Here is a 15754-nt window from a genome sequence, read left to right as displayed (position 1 = left end):
GTAGAGGCCGGGTGTCGCCGCCGTCAGCGGCTTTTCCGCCGCCGGGCCGGCCCCACGCCTACGGCACGATCCCCTCCCGCTTGGCCACCAGCACCGTCGAGACCCGGTTGTTCGTGCCGAGCTTCCGGTAGACCTTCTCCAGATGGCGGTTGACCGTATGCGGCGAGATCGTCAGACGGCGGCCGATACCCGCCGCCGTCAGGCCTTCCGCCAGCAGGCCCAGCACGGTCAGTTCGCGCGGCGTCAGGTCGTGGCCGGGCACGGCGAGGACGTCCGCCGCCGGGGCCGCCGCTGCGGTCGCCCCGCGCAGGCGGTGGAGTTCGCGGACGTGGCGGTCCGCCCTGACGAGCAGGGGCTGGACGCGGGCGGTGAAGGCGAGTTCGTGGTCGGTGAAGTCGCCGCGGCGGCCGAGGCTGATGGCGCGCATCTCGTCGGGGGCGCCGGGGAGGGGGACGCCGAGCTGGTGGGTGGTGCCGTAGTCGCGGCGGGCCTCGCTGTACCAGGAGGAGTTGCGCCAGCTGTCGCAGATGCTGGTGATGCTGACGGGGCTGGAGTGGGCGGCTTCCATATAGGTGATCAGGGGGTGCCGCTGCTGGACCCTGCGCTGGATGACGTCGCTGACGCCCGGGCCGAGGGACGCGGGGGCCCAGCCCTGGGCGTAGCCGACCCGGCCGGTGAGGCGGATGCCCGCGAAGATGACGGTGTCGCAGCCGAGGGCGTCCTGGAGGTGCCCGGCGATCAGATGGGAGAGGGAGTCGGGGTCGTCGTGCTCCAGGACGGCCATGACGAGGTCGAGCATGCGCTCGTAGTCCTGCGCGTGAAGTCCTGACATGGGGGTTCCGCTTCCTCTCGGTCCCCGCTCGCCGCATGCTACCCGCGGTCGGCGGGGTGGGAGAAAATTCGCGCCCGGGGCACGATTCCCGCCTGCTGGGCGCTGAGTACCGTCGCCACCCGGTTGTTCGTGCCGAGCTTCCGGTAGACCTTTTCGAGGTGACGGTTGACGGTGTGCGGGGAGATCGCCAGACGGTGGGCGATCCCGACGGCCGTCAGCCCCTCCGCCAGCAGGCCCAGCACGGTCAGCTCGCGCGGCGTCAGGTCGTGACGGGGCGCGGCGGCGGCCGGGAACGCGACGGGGGCCGAAAACGGGGCGGGGGCCGAAAGCGGGGTGGGGGCCGCTTGGGGCGAGGCCGCCTCGCGTAATCGTCTCAGTTCTCTCGTGTGCCGGTCGGCCGTGATCAGAAGTGGCTGGATCCGGGCGGCGAAGGCGAGTTCGTGGTCGGTGAAGTCGCCGACGCGACCGAGGACGAGGCCGCGCAGGGTGCCGTCGCCGGCCGGGACGGGAACGCCGAGCTGCTGGGTCGTGCCGTAGTCGCGGTGGGCCTCGCTGTACCAGGGCGAGTCCCGCCAGTCGTCGCAGAGTTCGCTCGCGGTCACGGGACGGTGCGCACGGGCGGCGAGGTAGGAGACGAGGGGGTGGTGCTGTCGTACGCGGCGCTGGACCACGGCGCTCACGTCCTGCCCCAGCGACTGGGGCGCCCAGCCCTGGGCCTCGCCCCGGCCCCGCGCCGGGTCGGCCACGGCGAAGACGACCGTGTTGAGGCCGAGGGCGTCGACCAGGTGTCCGGAGATCAGATACCAGAGGGATCCGGGGTCGTCGTGCTCCAGGACGGCGACGGTGAGGTCGAGCATGCGCTCGTAATCGCGCGCGTGGAGTCCGTGTCCATGAAGTCCTGGCATGGCGGGCCCGCCCCTCTCGGTCCCCGTCCGCCGCATGCTACCGGCAGGGGGAATCACGCCCAAGAGAGCCCGAGGGAGCCCGGACACTGGTGGAAACGCTGGAAGGACGCGGAGACCCGGAAGACACGGACCGCGCCGACGTCGAATCCCCCGTGGCCGGCGTCGACGCGATCGCGCGTCCCTGTCAGGGTCGCACGCGGGCCCTCCGCCGCACGATGGGAAGAACTACCCACCCGGGGGTGGGGCCTGCCATACCCCCGGGGCCGGTTCAGGGGACGATGCCCACCTGCTGGGCCAGGAGCACGGTGGAGACACGGTTGTTGGTGCCGAGCTTCCGGTAGATCTTCTCCAGATGGCGGTTGACCGTGTGCGGCGAGATCGTCAGCCGGCGGCCGATACCCGCCGCCGTCAGGCCCTCCGCCAGCAGCCCCAGCACGGTCAGTTCACGCGGTGTCAGCCCGTGCCCCGAGGGGTGGGCGGTGGTGAGGTCGGGCGCGGCGGTGCGCAGGCGGCGCAGTTCCTGGATGTGGTTGGCCGCGCCGATGAGCAGGGGCTGGAGGCGGGCGGCGAAGGCCACGTCCTGGGGGCGGAACCGGCCGTCGCGGCCCATGAGCACGAGCCGTACCGTGCCGGGGGCGCCGGGGAGGGGCAGGCCCATCTGCTCGGTGATGCCGAAGTCCCGGCGCGCCTCGCTGTACCACTGGGTGTGCCGCCAGCCCGCATAGATCTCGCCGACGGTCACCGGCTCGGACTCGCCGCTCAGGGTGTAGGACACCAGCGGATGACGCTGGGTCACCCGGCGCTGGACGAGGTCCCCGACGAACGGGGCGAGCCGCGGCGGTGCCCAGCCCTCCACCTTTCCGGTCAGCCGGGCCACGTCCACGACCGAGAAGGTGACCGAGTCGCAGCCCACCGTCTCCAGCAGCTGCGCGGTGATCAATTGCCAGGACGACTCGGGGTCGTCGCTCTCCAGAACGGCGACGGCGAGGTCGAGCATCCGCTCGTAGTCGCGTGTCTGGAGCTGCTGGGTCCGTGTCGTCATCCCCGCCGTCCGCCCCCCGGCTTCACTGCCCGTCAGCCCCAGCGCCCCGTGCGGCCCAGCAGCAGGGCCGCGGCCGCCGTGCCGGCGGTCGAGGTGCGCAGGACGCTCGGGCCGAGGCGGTAGGGGTGGGCGCCGGCCTCGGCGAAGGCGGCGAGCTCCTCGGGGGAGACGCCGCCCTCCGGGCCGACGACCAGGACGATGTCGCCGGTCTCCGGCAGGGGCGCCGTGGCGAGCGGGGTGCTGCCCTCCTCGTGGAGGACGGCCGCGAAGTCGGCGCCCGCCAGGAGCTGGGCGACCTGCCGGGTGGTGGCGAGCCCGGCGACGGAGGGGAAGCGCAGCCGGCGGGCCTGCTTGCCGGCCTCGCGGGCGGTCGCGCGCCACTTGCCCAGGGACTTCAGGCCGCGCTCGCCCTTCCACTGGGTGACGCAGCGGGAGGCGGCCCAGGGCACGATCGCGTCGACGCCGGTCTCGGTCATGGTCTCGACGGCCACTTCGCCGCGGTCGCCCTTGGGCAGCGCCTGGACGACGGTGATCCGGGGCCGGGGCTCCGGCTCGGAGCGTACGGAGGTGACGGCGACGTCCAGGTGGTCCTTGCCCTCGACGGCGGCGACGGTGCCGTGGACGCCCGTGCCGGAGCCGTCGGTCAGGACGATCTCCTCGCCCACGCGCAGCCGGCGCACCGAGACCGCGTGGCGGCCCTCGGGCCCGTCCAGCGGGAAGACGGTGCCGGGGAAGACACCCGTGAGGGCGCCCTCCTCGACCAGGAAGACCGGGGCTGTCATGACGTACTCGCTCTCTCGCCGCGCCGAATCACACTCGTGATCACACTCGTGTCCACTTCCGTACCTCCGGCTGTCACCGCGCGGTCAACGACACGCGCGCCGCGTCCAGTTCGGCCGTCAGGAGCCGTACCAGGTCGCCGGCGGGGAGCTCCCGGGCCAGGCGGTGGCCCTGGCCGGCCCACAGGTTCATGCCCTGGGGGTCGCCGGCGGCGGCCGCCGCCTTGCGCAGGCCGGAGGTCAGATAGTGGATCTGGGGGTAGGCGGCCGGGGCGTAGGGGCCGTGTTCCCGGAGGAAACGGTTCACCAGGCCGCGGGCGGGGCGGCCGGAGAAGGCCCGGGTGAGCTCGGTGCGGACGAACAGCGGATCGGTCAGGGCGCGCTTGTGCAGCTCGTGGGCCCCGGACTCCGGGCAGGCGAGGAAGGCGGTGCCGAGCTGGGCGGCGCTCGCGCCCGCCGCGAGGACGGCCGCCACCTGGGCGCCGCGCATCAGCCCGCCGGTCGCGACGACGGGCAGCGGGACGGCCTCCCGGACCTCGGCCACGAGCGCCAGCAGGCCGACCCCGGCGCCCGCGCCGTCGGCGTGCGGATCGTCGTGGTGGGTGCCCTGGTGGCCGCCGGCCTCTATGCCCTGGACGCAGACCGCGTCGGCGCCCGCCTCCCGCGCGGCCAGCGCCTCGGCGGCCGAGGTCACGGTCACCACGGTCACGGTGCCGGCCCTGGCGAGGGCGTCCACGGCCGTGCGGTCGGGACACCCGAAAGTGAAGGAGACGACGGGGACGGGGTCGTCGAGGAGGACGGCGAGCTTGGCCTCGTAGCCGTCGTCGGAGCCCTGGTCGGCCTCGCCCAGCGGGGTCCGGTACCAGGTGGACTCGCCGGCCAGTTGCTCGGCGTAGACCTCGATGGCCGCCGGGTCGGCGGCGGGCGGCTGGGGCATGAAGAGGTTCACGCCGAAGGGCCGGGACGTACGGGCGCGGAGCTGCTTGATCTCCTCGTACATCGCCCCGGGGGTCTTGTAGCCGGCGGCGAGGAAGCCGAGGCCGCCGGCGTCGCCGACGGCGGCGGCGAGGGCGGGGGTGGAGACACCGCCGGCCATGGGGGCCTGCACGATCGGGTGCTCGAACAGTCCGTTCAACGGGGCCATGAGCACATCGTGTCACAAGTGGGGTAACCGGGGGCTCAGCCCCCGATTACCCCGTAGCGATCGGACCTACCGTCCGTTGAACGCGTCCTTCAGCCGCGAGAACAGCCCCTGCTGCCCCGGCTTGAACTCGCCCGTCGGACGCTCCTCACCGCGCATCTTGGCGAGCTGGCGCAGCAGTTCCTCCTGCTGCGGGTCCAGCTTGGACGGCGTGGTCACCTCGACGTGGACGACGAGGTCACCGCGGCCGCCGCCGCGCAGGTGGGTGACGCCGCGCTGGTGCAGCGGGATCGACTGGCCGGACTGGGTGCCCGGGCGGATGTCGATCTCCTCGACGCCGTCCAGGGTCTCCAGCGGCACCTTCGTGCCGAGCGCGGCCGCCGTCATCGGGATGGTGACCGTGCAGTGGAGATCGTCGCCGCGGCGCTGGAAGACCGGGTGGGGCTTCTCGTGGATCTCCACATAGAGGTCGCCGGCGGGGCCGCCGCCGGGGCCGACCTCGCCCTCGCCCGCGAGCTGGATCCGGGTGCCGTTGTCGACACCGGCGGGGATCTTCACGGTCAGGTTCCGCCGGGACCGGACGCGGCCGTCGCCGGCGCACTCCGGGCACGGGGTCGGCACGACCGTGCCGAAGCCCTGGCACTGGGGGCAGGGGCGGGACGTCATGACCTGGCCCAGGAAGGACCGGGTGACCTGGGAGACCTCGCCGCGGCCGCGGCACATGTCACAGGTCTGCGCGGACGTGCCCGGGGCCGCGCCCTCGCCGCTGCACGTGGTGCAGACGACGGCGGTGTCGACCTGGATGTCCTTGGTGGTGCCGAAGGCCGACTCGTTGAGGGTGACCTCAAGCCGGATCATGGCGTCCTGGCCGCGGCGCGTACGCGAGCGCGGACCGCGCTGCGAGGCCTGGCCGAAGAAGGCGTCCATGATGTCGGAGAAGTTGCCGAAGCCCGCGCCGAAGCCACCGCCCGCACCCGCGCCGCCCGAGGAGGACAGGGGGTCGCCGCCGAGGTCGTAGACCTGCTTCTTCTGCGGGTCGGAGAGGACCTCGTAAGCGGCGTTGATCTCCTTGAACCGCTCCTGGGTCTTCGGGTCCGGATTGACGTCCGGGTGGAGCTCGCGCGCGAGACGGCGGAAGGCCTTCTTGATCTCGTCCTGCGAGGCGTCGCGCCGAACGCCCAGGATCGCGTAGTAATCCGTGGCCACTTACGACTCCGCCAGGATCTGTCCGACGTAACGTGCCACTGCGCGTACCGCTCCCATCGTTCCGGGGTAGTCCATGCGGGTCGGTCCGACCACGCCGAGTTTGGCGACGGCCTCGCCGCCCGAACCGTAGCCGACGGCGACGACGGATGTGGAGTTCAGCCCCTCATGGGCGTTCTCATGACCGATGCGTACGGTCATCTCCGAGCCCTTGGCCTCGCCGAGCAGCTTGAGCAGCACGACCTGCTCCTCCAGCGCCTCCAGCACGGGCCGGATCGTCAGCGGGAAGTCATGACCGAAACGAGTGAGATTGGCGGTACCGCCGATCATCAACCGCTCCTCGGTCTCCTCGACCAGCGTCTCCAGCAGGGTCGAGAGGACTGTCGAAACGGTTCCGCGATCATCCTTCTCGAAGGACTCGGGGAGGTCCTGCACCAGCTGCGGCACATCCGTGAACCGGCGGCCCACGACACGGCTGTTCAGCCGCGCGCGCAGATCCGCCAGCGCGTTCTCACCGACCGGCGCCGGGCAGTCCACCATGCGCTGCTCGACCCGCCCGGTGTCGGTGATCAGGACGAGCATCACCCGGGCCGGGGCCAGGGAGAGCAGCTCGACATGGCGCACCGTCGAACGGGTCAGCGAGGGGTACTGCACCACGGCGACCTGACGCGTCAGCTGCGCGAGCAGCCGGACGGTACGGGCCACCACGTCGTCCAGATCGACGGCGCCGTCCAGGAAGTTCTGGATGGCGCGCCGCTCGGGCGTCGACAGGGGCTTGACGCCCGCGAGCCTGTCGACGAAGAGGCGGTAGCCCTTGTCGGTCGGGATGCGGCCCGCGCTCGTGTGGGGCTGGGCGATGAAGCCCTCCTCCTCGAGCGCGGCCATGTCGTTGCGCACCGTGGCCGGGGAGACGCCCAGCTTGTGCCGCTCGGTGAGCGCCTTGGAGCCGACGGGCTCCTCGGTGCCGACGTAGTCCTGGACGATGGCGCGCAATACCTCGAGCCTGCGTTCGCTCAGCATCTCGCGCGCACCTCCAGTCCAGTGGTCCAGCCGTCGTACGACCGTACGGGTCCTACGGTTTCTTACCGGGTCTCACAGGGTCTTCACCCCTGGCACTCAATGGTCACGAGTGCCAGATCCCTCCAGCCAGTGTACGGCCGGGCCCCACGGCAAGGGCAAGGGCCGTCCTCGCCGCGAGCCTCCGGGCCCCTTCCCGGGCCGCCGCCGGGCAGGCAACCGTACCGCTCTGCCGCTAGCGTCACGGTATGCAGACGCAAGGGGATTCCGGCACCGCGCCGGCCGGCGGGGAGCACTGGGAACGGCTCGCGCCGGGGGTGGTACGCCGCAGGTTGCCGGGCTGGGACGCGACCGTCGGGGCGATCGCGGGGACGGACGGCGTGCTCGTCGTCGACACGGGTTCGTCGCTCCACGAGGGGGTGGAGATCCGCCGTGAGGTGCAGGAGCTCTTCGGGCTCCCCGTGACGCACATCGCACTCACCCACCCCCACTTCGACCACGTCCTGGGCACGGCCGCGTTCTCCGGCGTCCAGGTGTACGCGGCGGTGGGCGCCGAGGGGCTGATGGCGCGGGAGGGGGAGGAGCTGCGGCACGACGCGGTCCGGCACGGCATGGACCCCGACGCCGCGGCCGAGGCCGTGGACCTCCTCGTCATCCCCCACCACCCGGTGTCCGGGGAGCTCACCGTCGACCTCGGCGGCGGGCGACGGGTGCTGCTCGCCAACGTCGGCCCTGGGCACACGGCGCACGACCTGGCCGTACTGGCCGCGGGGGAACGCGAGGTCGTCTTCTGCGGCGACGTCGTCGAGGAGTCCGGCGAGCCGCAGGCGGGCCCCGACGCCCTCCCGCACGCCTGGCCGGCGGCCCTGGACCGGCTGCTGTCCCTCGGCGGGGACGACGCGGTGTACGTGCCGGGGCACGGCGCGGTGGTGGACGCGGCGTTCGTACGGGCGCAGCGCGACGCGCTGGCGGAGCGCTTCGGCGTGTCGTGACCGGGGTGTGGATCTTGAACCAGAATGGCCCGCATGTGGAGCAAGCGGTACAGCCCTGATCTCACTCCGCCGTGGAAGCGGTCCGCCCCCGTTCCCGAGGTCCCGGCCGAGCCGGATCTCGTGGTCGAGGAGGTCACGACCGGTTTCTGCGGGGCGGTGATCCGCTGCGAGAAGACGGCCCAGGGGCCGACGGTGACGCTGGAGGACCGCTTCGGCAAGTGCCGGGTGTTCCCGATGGAGCCGCGCGGGTTCCTGCTGGACGGCCGGGTCGTCACCCTCGTCCGCCCGCTCGCGGCTCCCCCGGCGGCCCCCGCCCGTACCGCCTCCGGCTCCCTCGCCGTCCCCGGCGCCCGCGCCCGGGTCGCCCGCGCGGGCCGCATCTACGTCGAGGGCCGGCACGACGCGGAGCTCGTGGAGCGCGTGTGGGGCGACGACCTGCGCATCGAGGGCGTCGTCGTCGAGTACCTGGAGGGCGTCGACGACCTCCCGTCGATCGTCCGCTCCTTCGCCCCGGGCCCCGACGCCCGGCTCGGCGTCCTGGTCGACCACCTGGTGCCGGGCTCGAAGGAGTCGCGGATCGCGGCGGAGGTGACGGGGGAATCCGAACACGTGCTGGTCGTGGGTCACCCGTACGTGGATGTGTGGGAGGCCGTGAAGCCCGCGTCGGTGGGGATCCCGGCCTGGCCGTCCGTGCCGCGCGGGGAGGACTGGAAGACGGGGGTGTGCCGGGGGCTGGGGTGGCCGGAGAACACGGGGGCGGCTTGGCAGCGGATTCTGGACTCGGTGCGGTCGTACAAGGACCTGGAGCCGCAGCTCCTCGGGCGGGTGGAGGAGCTGATCGACTTTGTGACGGTGGGGGGTTAGCGCTCCAGCGTCTGGAATCGGGATGTGTCCAGCGTGATCCCGAGCAGGTCGAGTGGCGCGGGGTCGCCGAATTTAGTGATCCGCTGCGCGCTGTAGTCGGCACCCGCACCGACTCCGGTCGGCTCGGTGAACAGCACGCACTTCGCCTCGAAAGGGTCGATGATCAGATACGCAGGCACCTGTCCGGCCGCATAGATCGACTTCTTGTCCGCATAGTCGCGACTTGCGCTGGTTTTGGACACGACCTCGAGCAGCAGCGTGACGGCCGGTGCGGGGATAAGGCGTCCTGGCCCCGTGATGATGCCACGCTCGTACACGACCAGGTCCGGCACTGGCTCACTCGGTTCGCCCGGAATGTCGATGTCTTGAGTCTGGAGCCGATCCCAACGGTCGCGAGGGATCTGGTCCTGGACGTCCTGAACGATCCAGTTATGGATTCGGTCAGGGCTCGCCATCATCACGATGTCCCCCCGCAGCAGCTCGACCCGCCAGCCCTCGGGAACCTCAAGGTTCTCGAAGAACTCGATCTTCGTCCGGTCATCCACAGCGGTCATCTCCGTGGTCCTCCACATCCGCCGCAGTCACATGTAACGGCAGCCTATGGAAAGCGTAGGCAGGCTCACAGCCTATGCGCGCACGTTCACTCGAACAGGTAATCAGTCCACCAGGTCCCGCACCACCGCATCCGCCAGCAGCCGCCCCCGCAGCGTCAGCGCCGCCCACCCCCGCTCGTACGCCTCCGGCCGCAGCAGCCCGTCCTGAAGCGCCCGGGCCGCCGCCCGTGAACCGGCCGGCTTCAGGAGCGACAGCGGGCACCCCTCCTCCAGCCGCAGCTCCAGCAGGATCCGCTCGACCCGCCGGTCCTCCTCGGAGAGGAGCTCGCGGCCCGCGCCCGGGGAGCGGCCCTCGCTCAGGGCCTGGGCGTACGCGCCGGGGTGCTTGACGTTCCACCACCGCACGCCGCCCACGTGGGAGTGGGCGCCGGGGCCCGCGCCCCACCAGTCCGCGCCGCGCCAGTAGAGCTCGTTGTGGCGGCAGCGGCCCGCCTCGCTCGTCGCCCAGTTCGAGACCTCGTACCAGGAGAATCCCGCTGCCGAGAGCGCCTCCTCGGCGATCAGATAGCGGTCCGCGTGGACGTCGTCGTCGGTCATCGGCACCTCGCCCCGCCGGATGCGCCGTGCGAGCTGCGTGCCCTCCTCGACGATCAGGGCGTAGGCCGAGACGTGGTCGGGGCCGGCGCCGACGACCGCGTCCAGGGAGGCGCGCCAGTCGTCGTCGCTCTCGCCCGGCGTGCCGTAGATCAGGTCGAGGTTGACGTGCTCGAAGCCCGCCGCGCGCGCCTCGGCCACGCAGGCCTCCGGGCGGCCCGGGGTGTGCGTACGGTCGAGGACCTTCAGGACGTGCTGCCGGGCGCTCTGCATGCCGAAGGAGACGCGGTTGAAGCCGGCGGCCCGCAGCTCCTCCAGGTAGCGGGGGTCGACGGACTCGGGGTTGGCCTCCGTGGTGACCTCGGCGCCGGGCGCGAGCCCGAACTCGTCGCGGATGGCGGCGAGCATCCGGCCCAGGTCGGCGGCGGGCAGCAGCGTGGGCGTGCCGCCGCCCACGAAGACCGTCTCGACCGGGCGCGGGTCGTCGCCGAGGACCTTGCGGGCCAGCCGGATCTCCTCGGCGACCGTCTCCGCGTAGTTGTCGCGGGAGGCGAGGGCGCCGCCGGAGCCGCGCAGCTCGTTCGCGGTGTAGGTGTTGAAGTCGCAGTAGCCGCAGCGGGTGGCGCAGTACGGGACGTGCAGGTAGAAGCCGAGGGGGCGCTGCCCGGAGCCGTCGAGGGCATGGCGGGGCAGGGCCCCGTCCTCGGGCATGGGCTCACCATCGGGCAGTACGGAAGGCATACCGTCCATTGTCCGGCATGGGACGGGCGTTCCCGGCCCGTGATCACTCCGCCTTGATCGTTCGCTCTGCCCCGATCACTCCGCCCTGATCACCAGCAGGGCCAGGTCGTCGTCCGGCGGGGTCGGCGCGAAGCCGTGGACGGCGCGGCGGATGCGCCCGGCGACGCCCTCGGCCGTGAGGCCCGCGCAGCCCGCGAGGGCGGCGGCGAGGCCGTCGCCGTCGTCGAAGAGGCGGTTTCCGGCCTTGCGCTCGGTGACGCCGTCGGTGACGCACAGCAGGGTGTCGCCGTGGGCCAGGTCGAAGGCCTGGCTGCCGTAGCCGACGTCGTCGACGACGCCCAGGAGCATCTGCGGCGCCGCCACGCTGCGCACCGACCCGTCGGGGCGCAGGAGCAGCGGCAGCGGGTGGCCGGCGCTGGCGAGGGTGCAGCGGACGCCGTCGCGGTGGGGTGCGAGCTCGCCGTAGAGGAGGGACAGGAAGCGCGGCCCCGTGCCGGCGGTCTCCGCTTCGGCCGCCTCCTCGCCGAGCATCCGGTTGAGCCGGGTGAGGACGTCGCCGACGCCGTACCCCTCCTTGGCGAGGAGCCGCAGCCAGGGGCGGACGAGGCCGGTGGTCACGGCGGCCTCGGGGCCGCTGCCGCAGACGTCGCCGAGGGCGAAGCACCAGCGGCCGCGGCCGGCGGCGAAGACGTCGTAGAAGTCGCCGCCGGCGGTCGTGTCGCCGCGGGGTTCGTAGACGACGGCCTTGTCGATGCCGGGGATCTCGGCGACGCGGCGCGGGAGCAGCCCGCGCTGGAGGATGCGGCTGATGGTGGCCTGGCGGGTGTACTTGCGGGCGGAGGCGAGGGACAGGGCGAGGTGGCGGGCGAAGTCCTCGGTGAGGGACACGATGTCGCCGCTCATGGTGGTGGGCCCGGAGCGGCCCAGCAGGAGGGTGCCGACGCCCCGGCCGCCCGCGACCAGCCGGCAGGCCAGGGCCGAGCCCCCGGCGGGGCCGTCGGAGGTGCCGGCGGGGGCGTGGGGCCAGGGGACGGCGCGGCCGGCGGCGGCGAGGGCGGGCGGGGTGCGCTGGAGGGCGATCCGGAGGGGGTCGACGCAGCTCTCGCGGGCGTGCCAGACGCGGGAGAGGCGCGGGGCGGGGCGGAGGCCGCCGGGGGAGCTCTCGGCGTCGAGCCAGACGGCGCACCAGTCGGCGAGGCGGGGGACGGCGAGCTGGGTGGCGAGGGAGGCGACGGTGTCCTCGTCGAACTGGCCGGAGAGCAGTTCGGAGGCCTCGGCGAGGAAGGACAGGGCGCGGTGCGGGCCGCTGTCGCCGAGGCGGCGGACGGGTGGTTCGCAGGGGGTGCCGGGGGCGAGGATCTCGGCGACGCGGAGGTCGCCGAGGAGGGTCTGGTCGACGGCGTACGCGGGACCCGTGGGGTCTCTGGGGCTGGTGGGGAGGTGGAACCAGACGGTCTTGTCGGTGCGGCGGTAGGCGGTGCCCCAGGTCTCGGCCAGTTCGGCGACGAGCCGCAGGCCCTGGCCGCCGTGGGCGGGCCCGTCGGCGCGGTCCCCGCCGCCCTGGCGGGGGCGGGCGCGGAACTCCCGGGTGGGGTGGTGGTCGGTGACCTCCACGACGAGGCTGCCGCCGCGCGCGGGGTCGAGCCGGCACTCCAGGTCGACCGATGTCCCGGCGTGCACCACGGCGTTGGTCACCAGCTCGCTGACCAGCAGCGTGGCGTCGTCGGTGACCACGGCGTGGGCGTTCCACCCGGCGAGCACGCCGCGGACGAACCGCCGGGCGGCGGAGGGCGCGCGGGCGTCGCCGGGCAGGCTGGTACGGGCCGTGGGCGGTCCGGACGGCGGCGGGTCGGGACTACGAGCCGGGGTGCGCGGAACCGGCCCGTCCGTCCGGGGCTTCGGTGATGTCCTCACAGTGGCGCTCCTGACCGCATACGGCATAGTGCGGATTTCACCACCGACAGACTGACAGACTGTCGGTGCTCAGGTGCGCCGAGTTGAGTAAGTGACCGCTATGGGAGTACCCCGGCCGCAGGGCCCCGGCCCTGCTTGTCAGTTCTCCCTGGCGCCCGCGTACATGTCCTCGATCAGGTCCTTGTACGCACGCTCGACGACCGGCCGCTTGAGCTTGAGGCTGGGGGTCAGCTCGCCGTGCTCGATGTCGAGGTCGCGGGGCAGCAGCCGGAACTTCTTGATCGTCTGCCAGCGCTGGAGCCCCTCGTTGAGCTCGCGCACATAGCCGCCGATGAGCTTCTCGGTCTCCTCGGCGGCGACCACCTCCGCGTACGAGCGGTCCTCCATGCCCTGTTCCTTGGCCCAGGCCAGCAGGGAGGGGCCGTCCAGGGCGATGAGGGCGGTGCAGTAGTTGCGGTCGGCGCCGTGCACCAGGATGTTCGAGACGTAGGGACACACGGCCTTGAAGCGGCCCTCGATCTCGGCGGGGGCGATGTACTTGCCGCCCGAGGTCTTGATCAGGTCCTTCTTCCGGTCGGTGATCCGCAGATAGCCGTCCGGGGAGAGCTCGCCGATGTCCCCGGTGTGGAACCAGCCGTCGGGCTCCAGGACCTCGCCGGTCTTCTCGGGCTGGCCGTGGTAGCCCTCCATGACGCCGGGGCTGCGCAGCAGGATCTCGCCGTCGTCGGCGATGCGCACCTCCGTGCCGGGCAGGGGCTTGCCGACCGTGCCGGTGCGGTAGGCCTCGCCGGGGTTGACGAAGCTGGCGGCGCTGGTCTCGGTGAGGCCGTAGCCCTCCAGGATGTGGATGCCGGCGCCGGCGAAGAAGTAGCCGATGTCGGGGGCGAGGGCCGAGGCGCCGGAGACGCAGGCGCGCAGCCGGCCGCCGAAGGCGTCACGGATCCTGGAGTAGACGAGGGCGTCGGCGACGCGGTGCTTGGCGGCGAGCCCGAAGGGGACGGCCTTGCTGCCGGTGCGGCGGTAGTTGTCCTGGGAGGCCTTGGCGTACTCGCGGGCGACCTCGGCCGCCCAGCGGAAGATCTTGTACTTGGCGCCGCCGCCCTCGCGGGCCTTGGTCGCGACCCCGTTGTAGACCTTCTCGAAGATCCGGGGGACGGCGGCCATATAGGTGGGCCGGACGACGGGCAGATTCTCGATGATCTTGTCGACCCTGCCGTCCACGGCGGTGATGTGCCCGACGCTGATGTGCCCGGCGGTGAGCACCTTGCCAAAGACGTGGGCGAGCGGGAGCCACAGGTACTGAACGTCGTCGGGCCGGACGAGCTCGGTGGCCTGGATCGCGCGGGACATGTACGACCAGGCGTCGTGGCGCAGCCGTACGCCCTTGGGGCGGCCGGTGGTGCCGGAGGTGTAGATGAGGGTGGCGAGCTCCTCGGGGCGCAGGGCGGCGATCCGGTCCTTGACGGCCTGCGGGTGACGCTCCAGGTGGGCGGTGCCGCGCTTCTCCAGGTCGGCGAGGGAGAGCACCCAGCCCTCCGGGTCGCCCTCGGCGGGGACGGCGTCGGCCGCCTCGATGACGACGACGTGGGCGAGGCCCGGGAGTTCGGCGCGGCGCAGCCGGGCCTTGGCGAGCTGGGCGGCGTCCTCGGCGATCAGGACCCGGGCATCGGCGTCGGAGAGCATGAAGGCGGTCTCGTCGGCGTTGGTGCTCGGGTAGACGGGGGTGGTGGCGGTGCCCGCGCACATGATGCCGAGGTCGGCGAGGATCCACTCCACCCGGGTGGAGCAGGCGAGGGCGACGCGTTCCTGGGGGAGGACGCCGAGGTCGATCAGGCCGGCGGCCATGGCGAAGACGCGGTCGGCGGCCTGCCGCCAGGTGAGCGAGGCCCAGGCGTCGGGGCCCTCGCCGGAGGGGGACGGGACGGGGTGGCGGTAGGCCTCCGCGTCCGGTGTGGCCTCGACCCGTTCGAGGAAGAGGGTCGCCACGGAGGGCGGCCTGTTCTCGATCAGAGCCTGTGTATCGGTCACGGCATCCTCCGGAGCCCGCTTCGTTGCTGGACTGCTTTCGCTGCTCGACTGCTCGACTGCTCATGACCTGCGCCGGCCACGACCCGCGCTGGTGACCGGCGAGTAACCTCCGCGAGCAGTGATCAGACTAGAGCGGAAGGGCCACTCGCGTAAGAGTGCGAGGACACACGGTTTGGGCCACCGGCCGGGCCAACGGATCACCGGACCCCACAAACGACGATGTGCCCCGACCGGGACCGGTCGGGGCACATCACGCTCGGCGCCGAAAGTGCGCGAGGGCTCGCGTGGGGGCTACTTCTTGCCCTTCTCGCCGCTCTCGTCGCTGGACAGCACCGCGATGAAGGCCTCCTGGGGGACCTCCACGCTGCCGACCATCTTCATGCGCTTCTTGCCTTCCTTCTGCTTCTCGAGCAGCTTCCGCTTACGGGAGATGTCACCGCCGTAGCACTTGGCGAGGACGTCCTTGCGGATGGCGCGCACGGTCTCACGGGCGATGACCCGCGAGCCGATGGCGGCCTGGATCGGCACCTCGAAGTTCTGCCGGGGGATGAGCTCGCGCAGCTTGGCGACGAGGCGGACGCCGTACGCGTACGCCTTGTCCTTGTGGGTGATCGCGGAGAAGGCGTCGACCTTGTCGCCGTGCAGCAGGATGTCGACCTTGACCAGCTCGGCGGTCTGTTCGCCGGTGGGCTCGTAGTCCAGGGAGGCGTAGCCGCGGGTCTTGGACTTCAGCTGGTCGAAGAAGTCGAAGACGATCTCCGCGAGGGGAAGGGTGTAGCGCAGCTCGACCCGGTCCTCGGAGAGGTAGTCCATGCCCATCATGGTGCCGCGGCGGGACTGGCAGAGCTCCATGATCGCGCCGACGAACTCGGTGGGCGCGAGGACGGTCGCCTTGACGACCGGTTCGTGCACCTCGGCGATCTTGCCCTCGGGGAACTCGCTCGGGTTGGTGACGACGTACTCGACGCCGTCCTCCATCCGCACGTTGTAGACCACGTTGGGCGCGGTGGCGATGAGGTCCAGGCCGAACTCGCGCTCGAGCCGCTCGCGGACCACGTCGAGGTGGAGCAGGCCGAGGAAGCCGACGCGGAAACCGAAGCCGAGGGCGGCCGAGGTCTCCGGCTCGTAGACCAGCGCGGCGTCGTTGA

The 15754-nt window shown here is 72.3% G+C and carries 13 protein-coding genes and 1 pseudogene; 2 read left to right on the top strand and 12 right to left on the bottom strand.

The genetic code is table 11. The features are described from left to right. Positions 1-58: 58 nt before the first annotated feature. The 7 genes from AB0E98_RS00070 to hrcA form a co-directional block, all read right to left on the bottom strand. Positions 59-832 (bottom strand): helix-turn-helix transcriptional regulator, encoded by a 774-nt coding sequence (locus AB0E98_RS00070; RefSeq protein WP_361696861.1) that lies wholly within the window; start codon positions 830-832, stop codon positions 59-61. Between the two features lie 38 nt (positions 833-870). Then, positions 871-1737, bottom strand: a complete 867-nt coding sequence (locus AB0E98_RS00065) for a helix-turn-helix transcriptional regulator (protein ID WP_361696859.1) — start codon at positions 1735-1737, stop codon at positions 871-873. A 268-nt stretch (positions 1738-2005) separates the two neighbouring features. After that, positions 2006-2779, bottom strand: a complete 774-nt coding sequence (locus tag AB0E98_RS00060) for a helix-turn-helix transcriptional regulator (protein WP_361696857.1) — start codon at positions 2777-2779, stop codon at positions 2006-2008. Between the two features lie 32 nt (positions 2780-2811). Next, entirely contained in the window at positions 2812-3561 is a 750-nt protein-coding gene (locus tag AB0E98_RS00055) for a 16S rRNA (uracil(1498)-N(3))-methyltransferase (RefSeq protein WP_361696855.1), read from the bottom strand. A 73-nt stretch (positions 3562-3634) separates the two neighbouring features. Then, positions 3635-4702: a nitronate monooxygenase gene (locus tag AB0E98_RS00050; RefSeq protein ID WP_361696853.1), complete on the bottom strand. Its 1068-nt coding sequence runs from the start codon at positions 4700-4702 to the stop codon at positions 3635-3637. A gap of 66 nt (positions 4703-4768) precedes the next feature. Then, a complete protein-coding gene (gene dnaJ / locus AB0E98_RS00045; RefSeq protein ID WP_311613057.1) occupies positions 4769-5905 on the bottom strand; it encodes a molecular chaperone DnaJ in 1137 nt (378 codons plus the stop codon). Then, on the bottom strand, positions 5906-6922 hold the full coding sequence (hrcA, locus tag AB0E98_RS00040; protein ID WP_229350864.1) for a heat-inducible transcriptional repressor HrcA: 1017 nt from the start codon (positions 6920-6922) through the stop codon (positions 5906-5908). 245 nt (positions 6923-7167) lie between these two features. On the opposite strand from hrcA, the gene AB0E98_RS00035 reads away from it, so the two are divergent. Further along, complete coding sequence (locus AB0E98_RS00035) at positions 7168-7911, top strand: MBL fold metallo-hydrolase (RefSeq protein WP_361696850.1); 744 nt, start codon at positions 7168-7170, stop codon at positions 7909-7911. A gap of 33 nt (positions 7912-7944) precedes the next feature. Continuing rightward, positions 7945-8775 (top strand): DUF3097 domain-containing protein, encoded by an 831-nt coding sequence (locus AB0E98_RS00030; RefSeq protein WP_361696848.1) that lies wholly within the window; start codon positions 7945-7947, stop codon positions 8773-8775. On the opposite strand, the gene AB0E98_RS00025 is transcribed toward AB0E98_RS00030, so the two are convergent. The 5 genes and pseudogenes from AB0E98_RS00025 to AB0E98_RS00005 form a co-directional block, all read right to left on the bottom strand. Next, complete coding sequence (locus AB0E98_RS00025) at positions 8772-9329, bottom strand: Uma2 family endonuclease (RefSeq protein ID WP_361696846.1); 558 nt, start codon at positions 9327-9329, stop codon at positions 8772-8774. The genes AB0E98_RS00030 and AB0E98_RS00025 overlap by 4 nt on opposite strands. A gap of 102 nt (positions 9330-9431) precedes the next feature. Then, the gene (hemW, locus tag AB0E98_RS00020) at positions 9432-10664 is read right to left on the bottom strand and encodes a radical SAM family heme chaperone HemW (RefSeq protein WP_361696844.1); all 1233 of its coding nucleotides are present in this window, start codon (positions 10662-10664) and stop codon (positions 9432-9434) included. 75 nt (positions 10665-10739) lie between these two features. Beyond that, positions 10740-12578, bottom strand: coding sequence for an ATP-binding SpoIIE family protein phosphatase (locus tag AB0E98_RS00015; RefSeq protein WP_361696842.1), 1839 nt, complete (start codon positions 12576-12578; stop codon positions 10740-10742). 138 nt (positions 12579-12716) lie between these two features. Continuing rightward, positions 12717-14606 carry a long-chain fatty acid--CoA ligase gene (locus AB0E98_RS00010; RefSeq protein ID WP_361696840.1) on the bottom strand — a complete coding sequence of 630 codons (1890 nt, stop codon included), beginning with the start codon at positions 14604-14606 and terminating at the stop codon, positions 12717-12719. A gap of 291 nt (positions 14607-14897) precedes the next feature. Then, positions 14898-15754: pseudogene (locus AB0E98_RS00005) on the bottom strand (elongation factor 4); the annotation flags it as partial.

The organism is Streptomyces sp. NPDC037389 (assembly GCF_040636475.1).
In the GTDB taxonomy this organism is placed as follows: Bacteria; Actinomycetota; Actinomycetes; order Streptomycetales; family Streptomycetaceae; genus Streptomyces; species Streptomyces hesseae.
The sequence above is the reverse complement of the archived record's forward strand: the minus strand, read 5'-3'. Positions and strand labels throughout refer to the sequence as shown.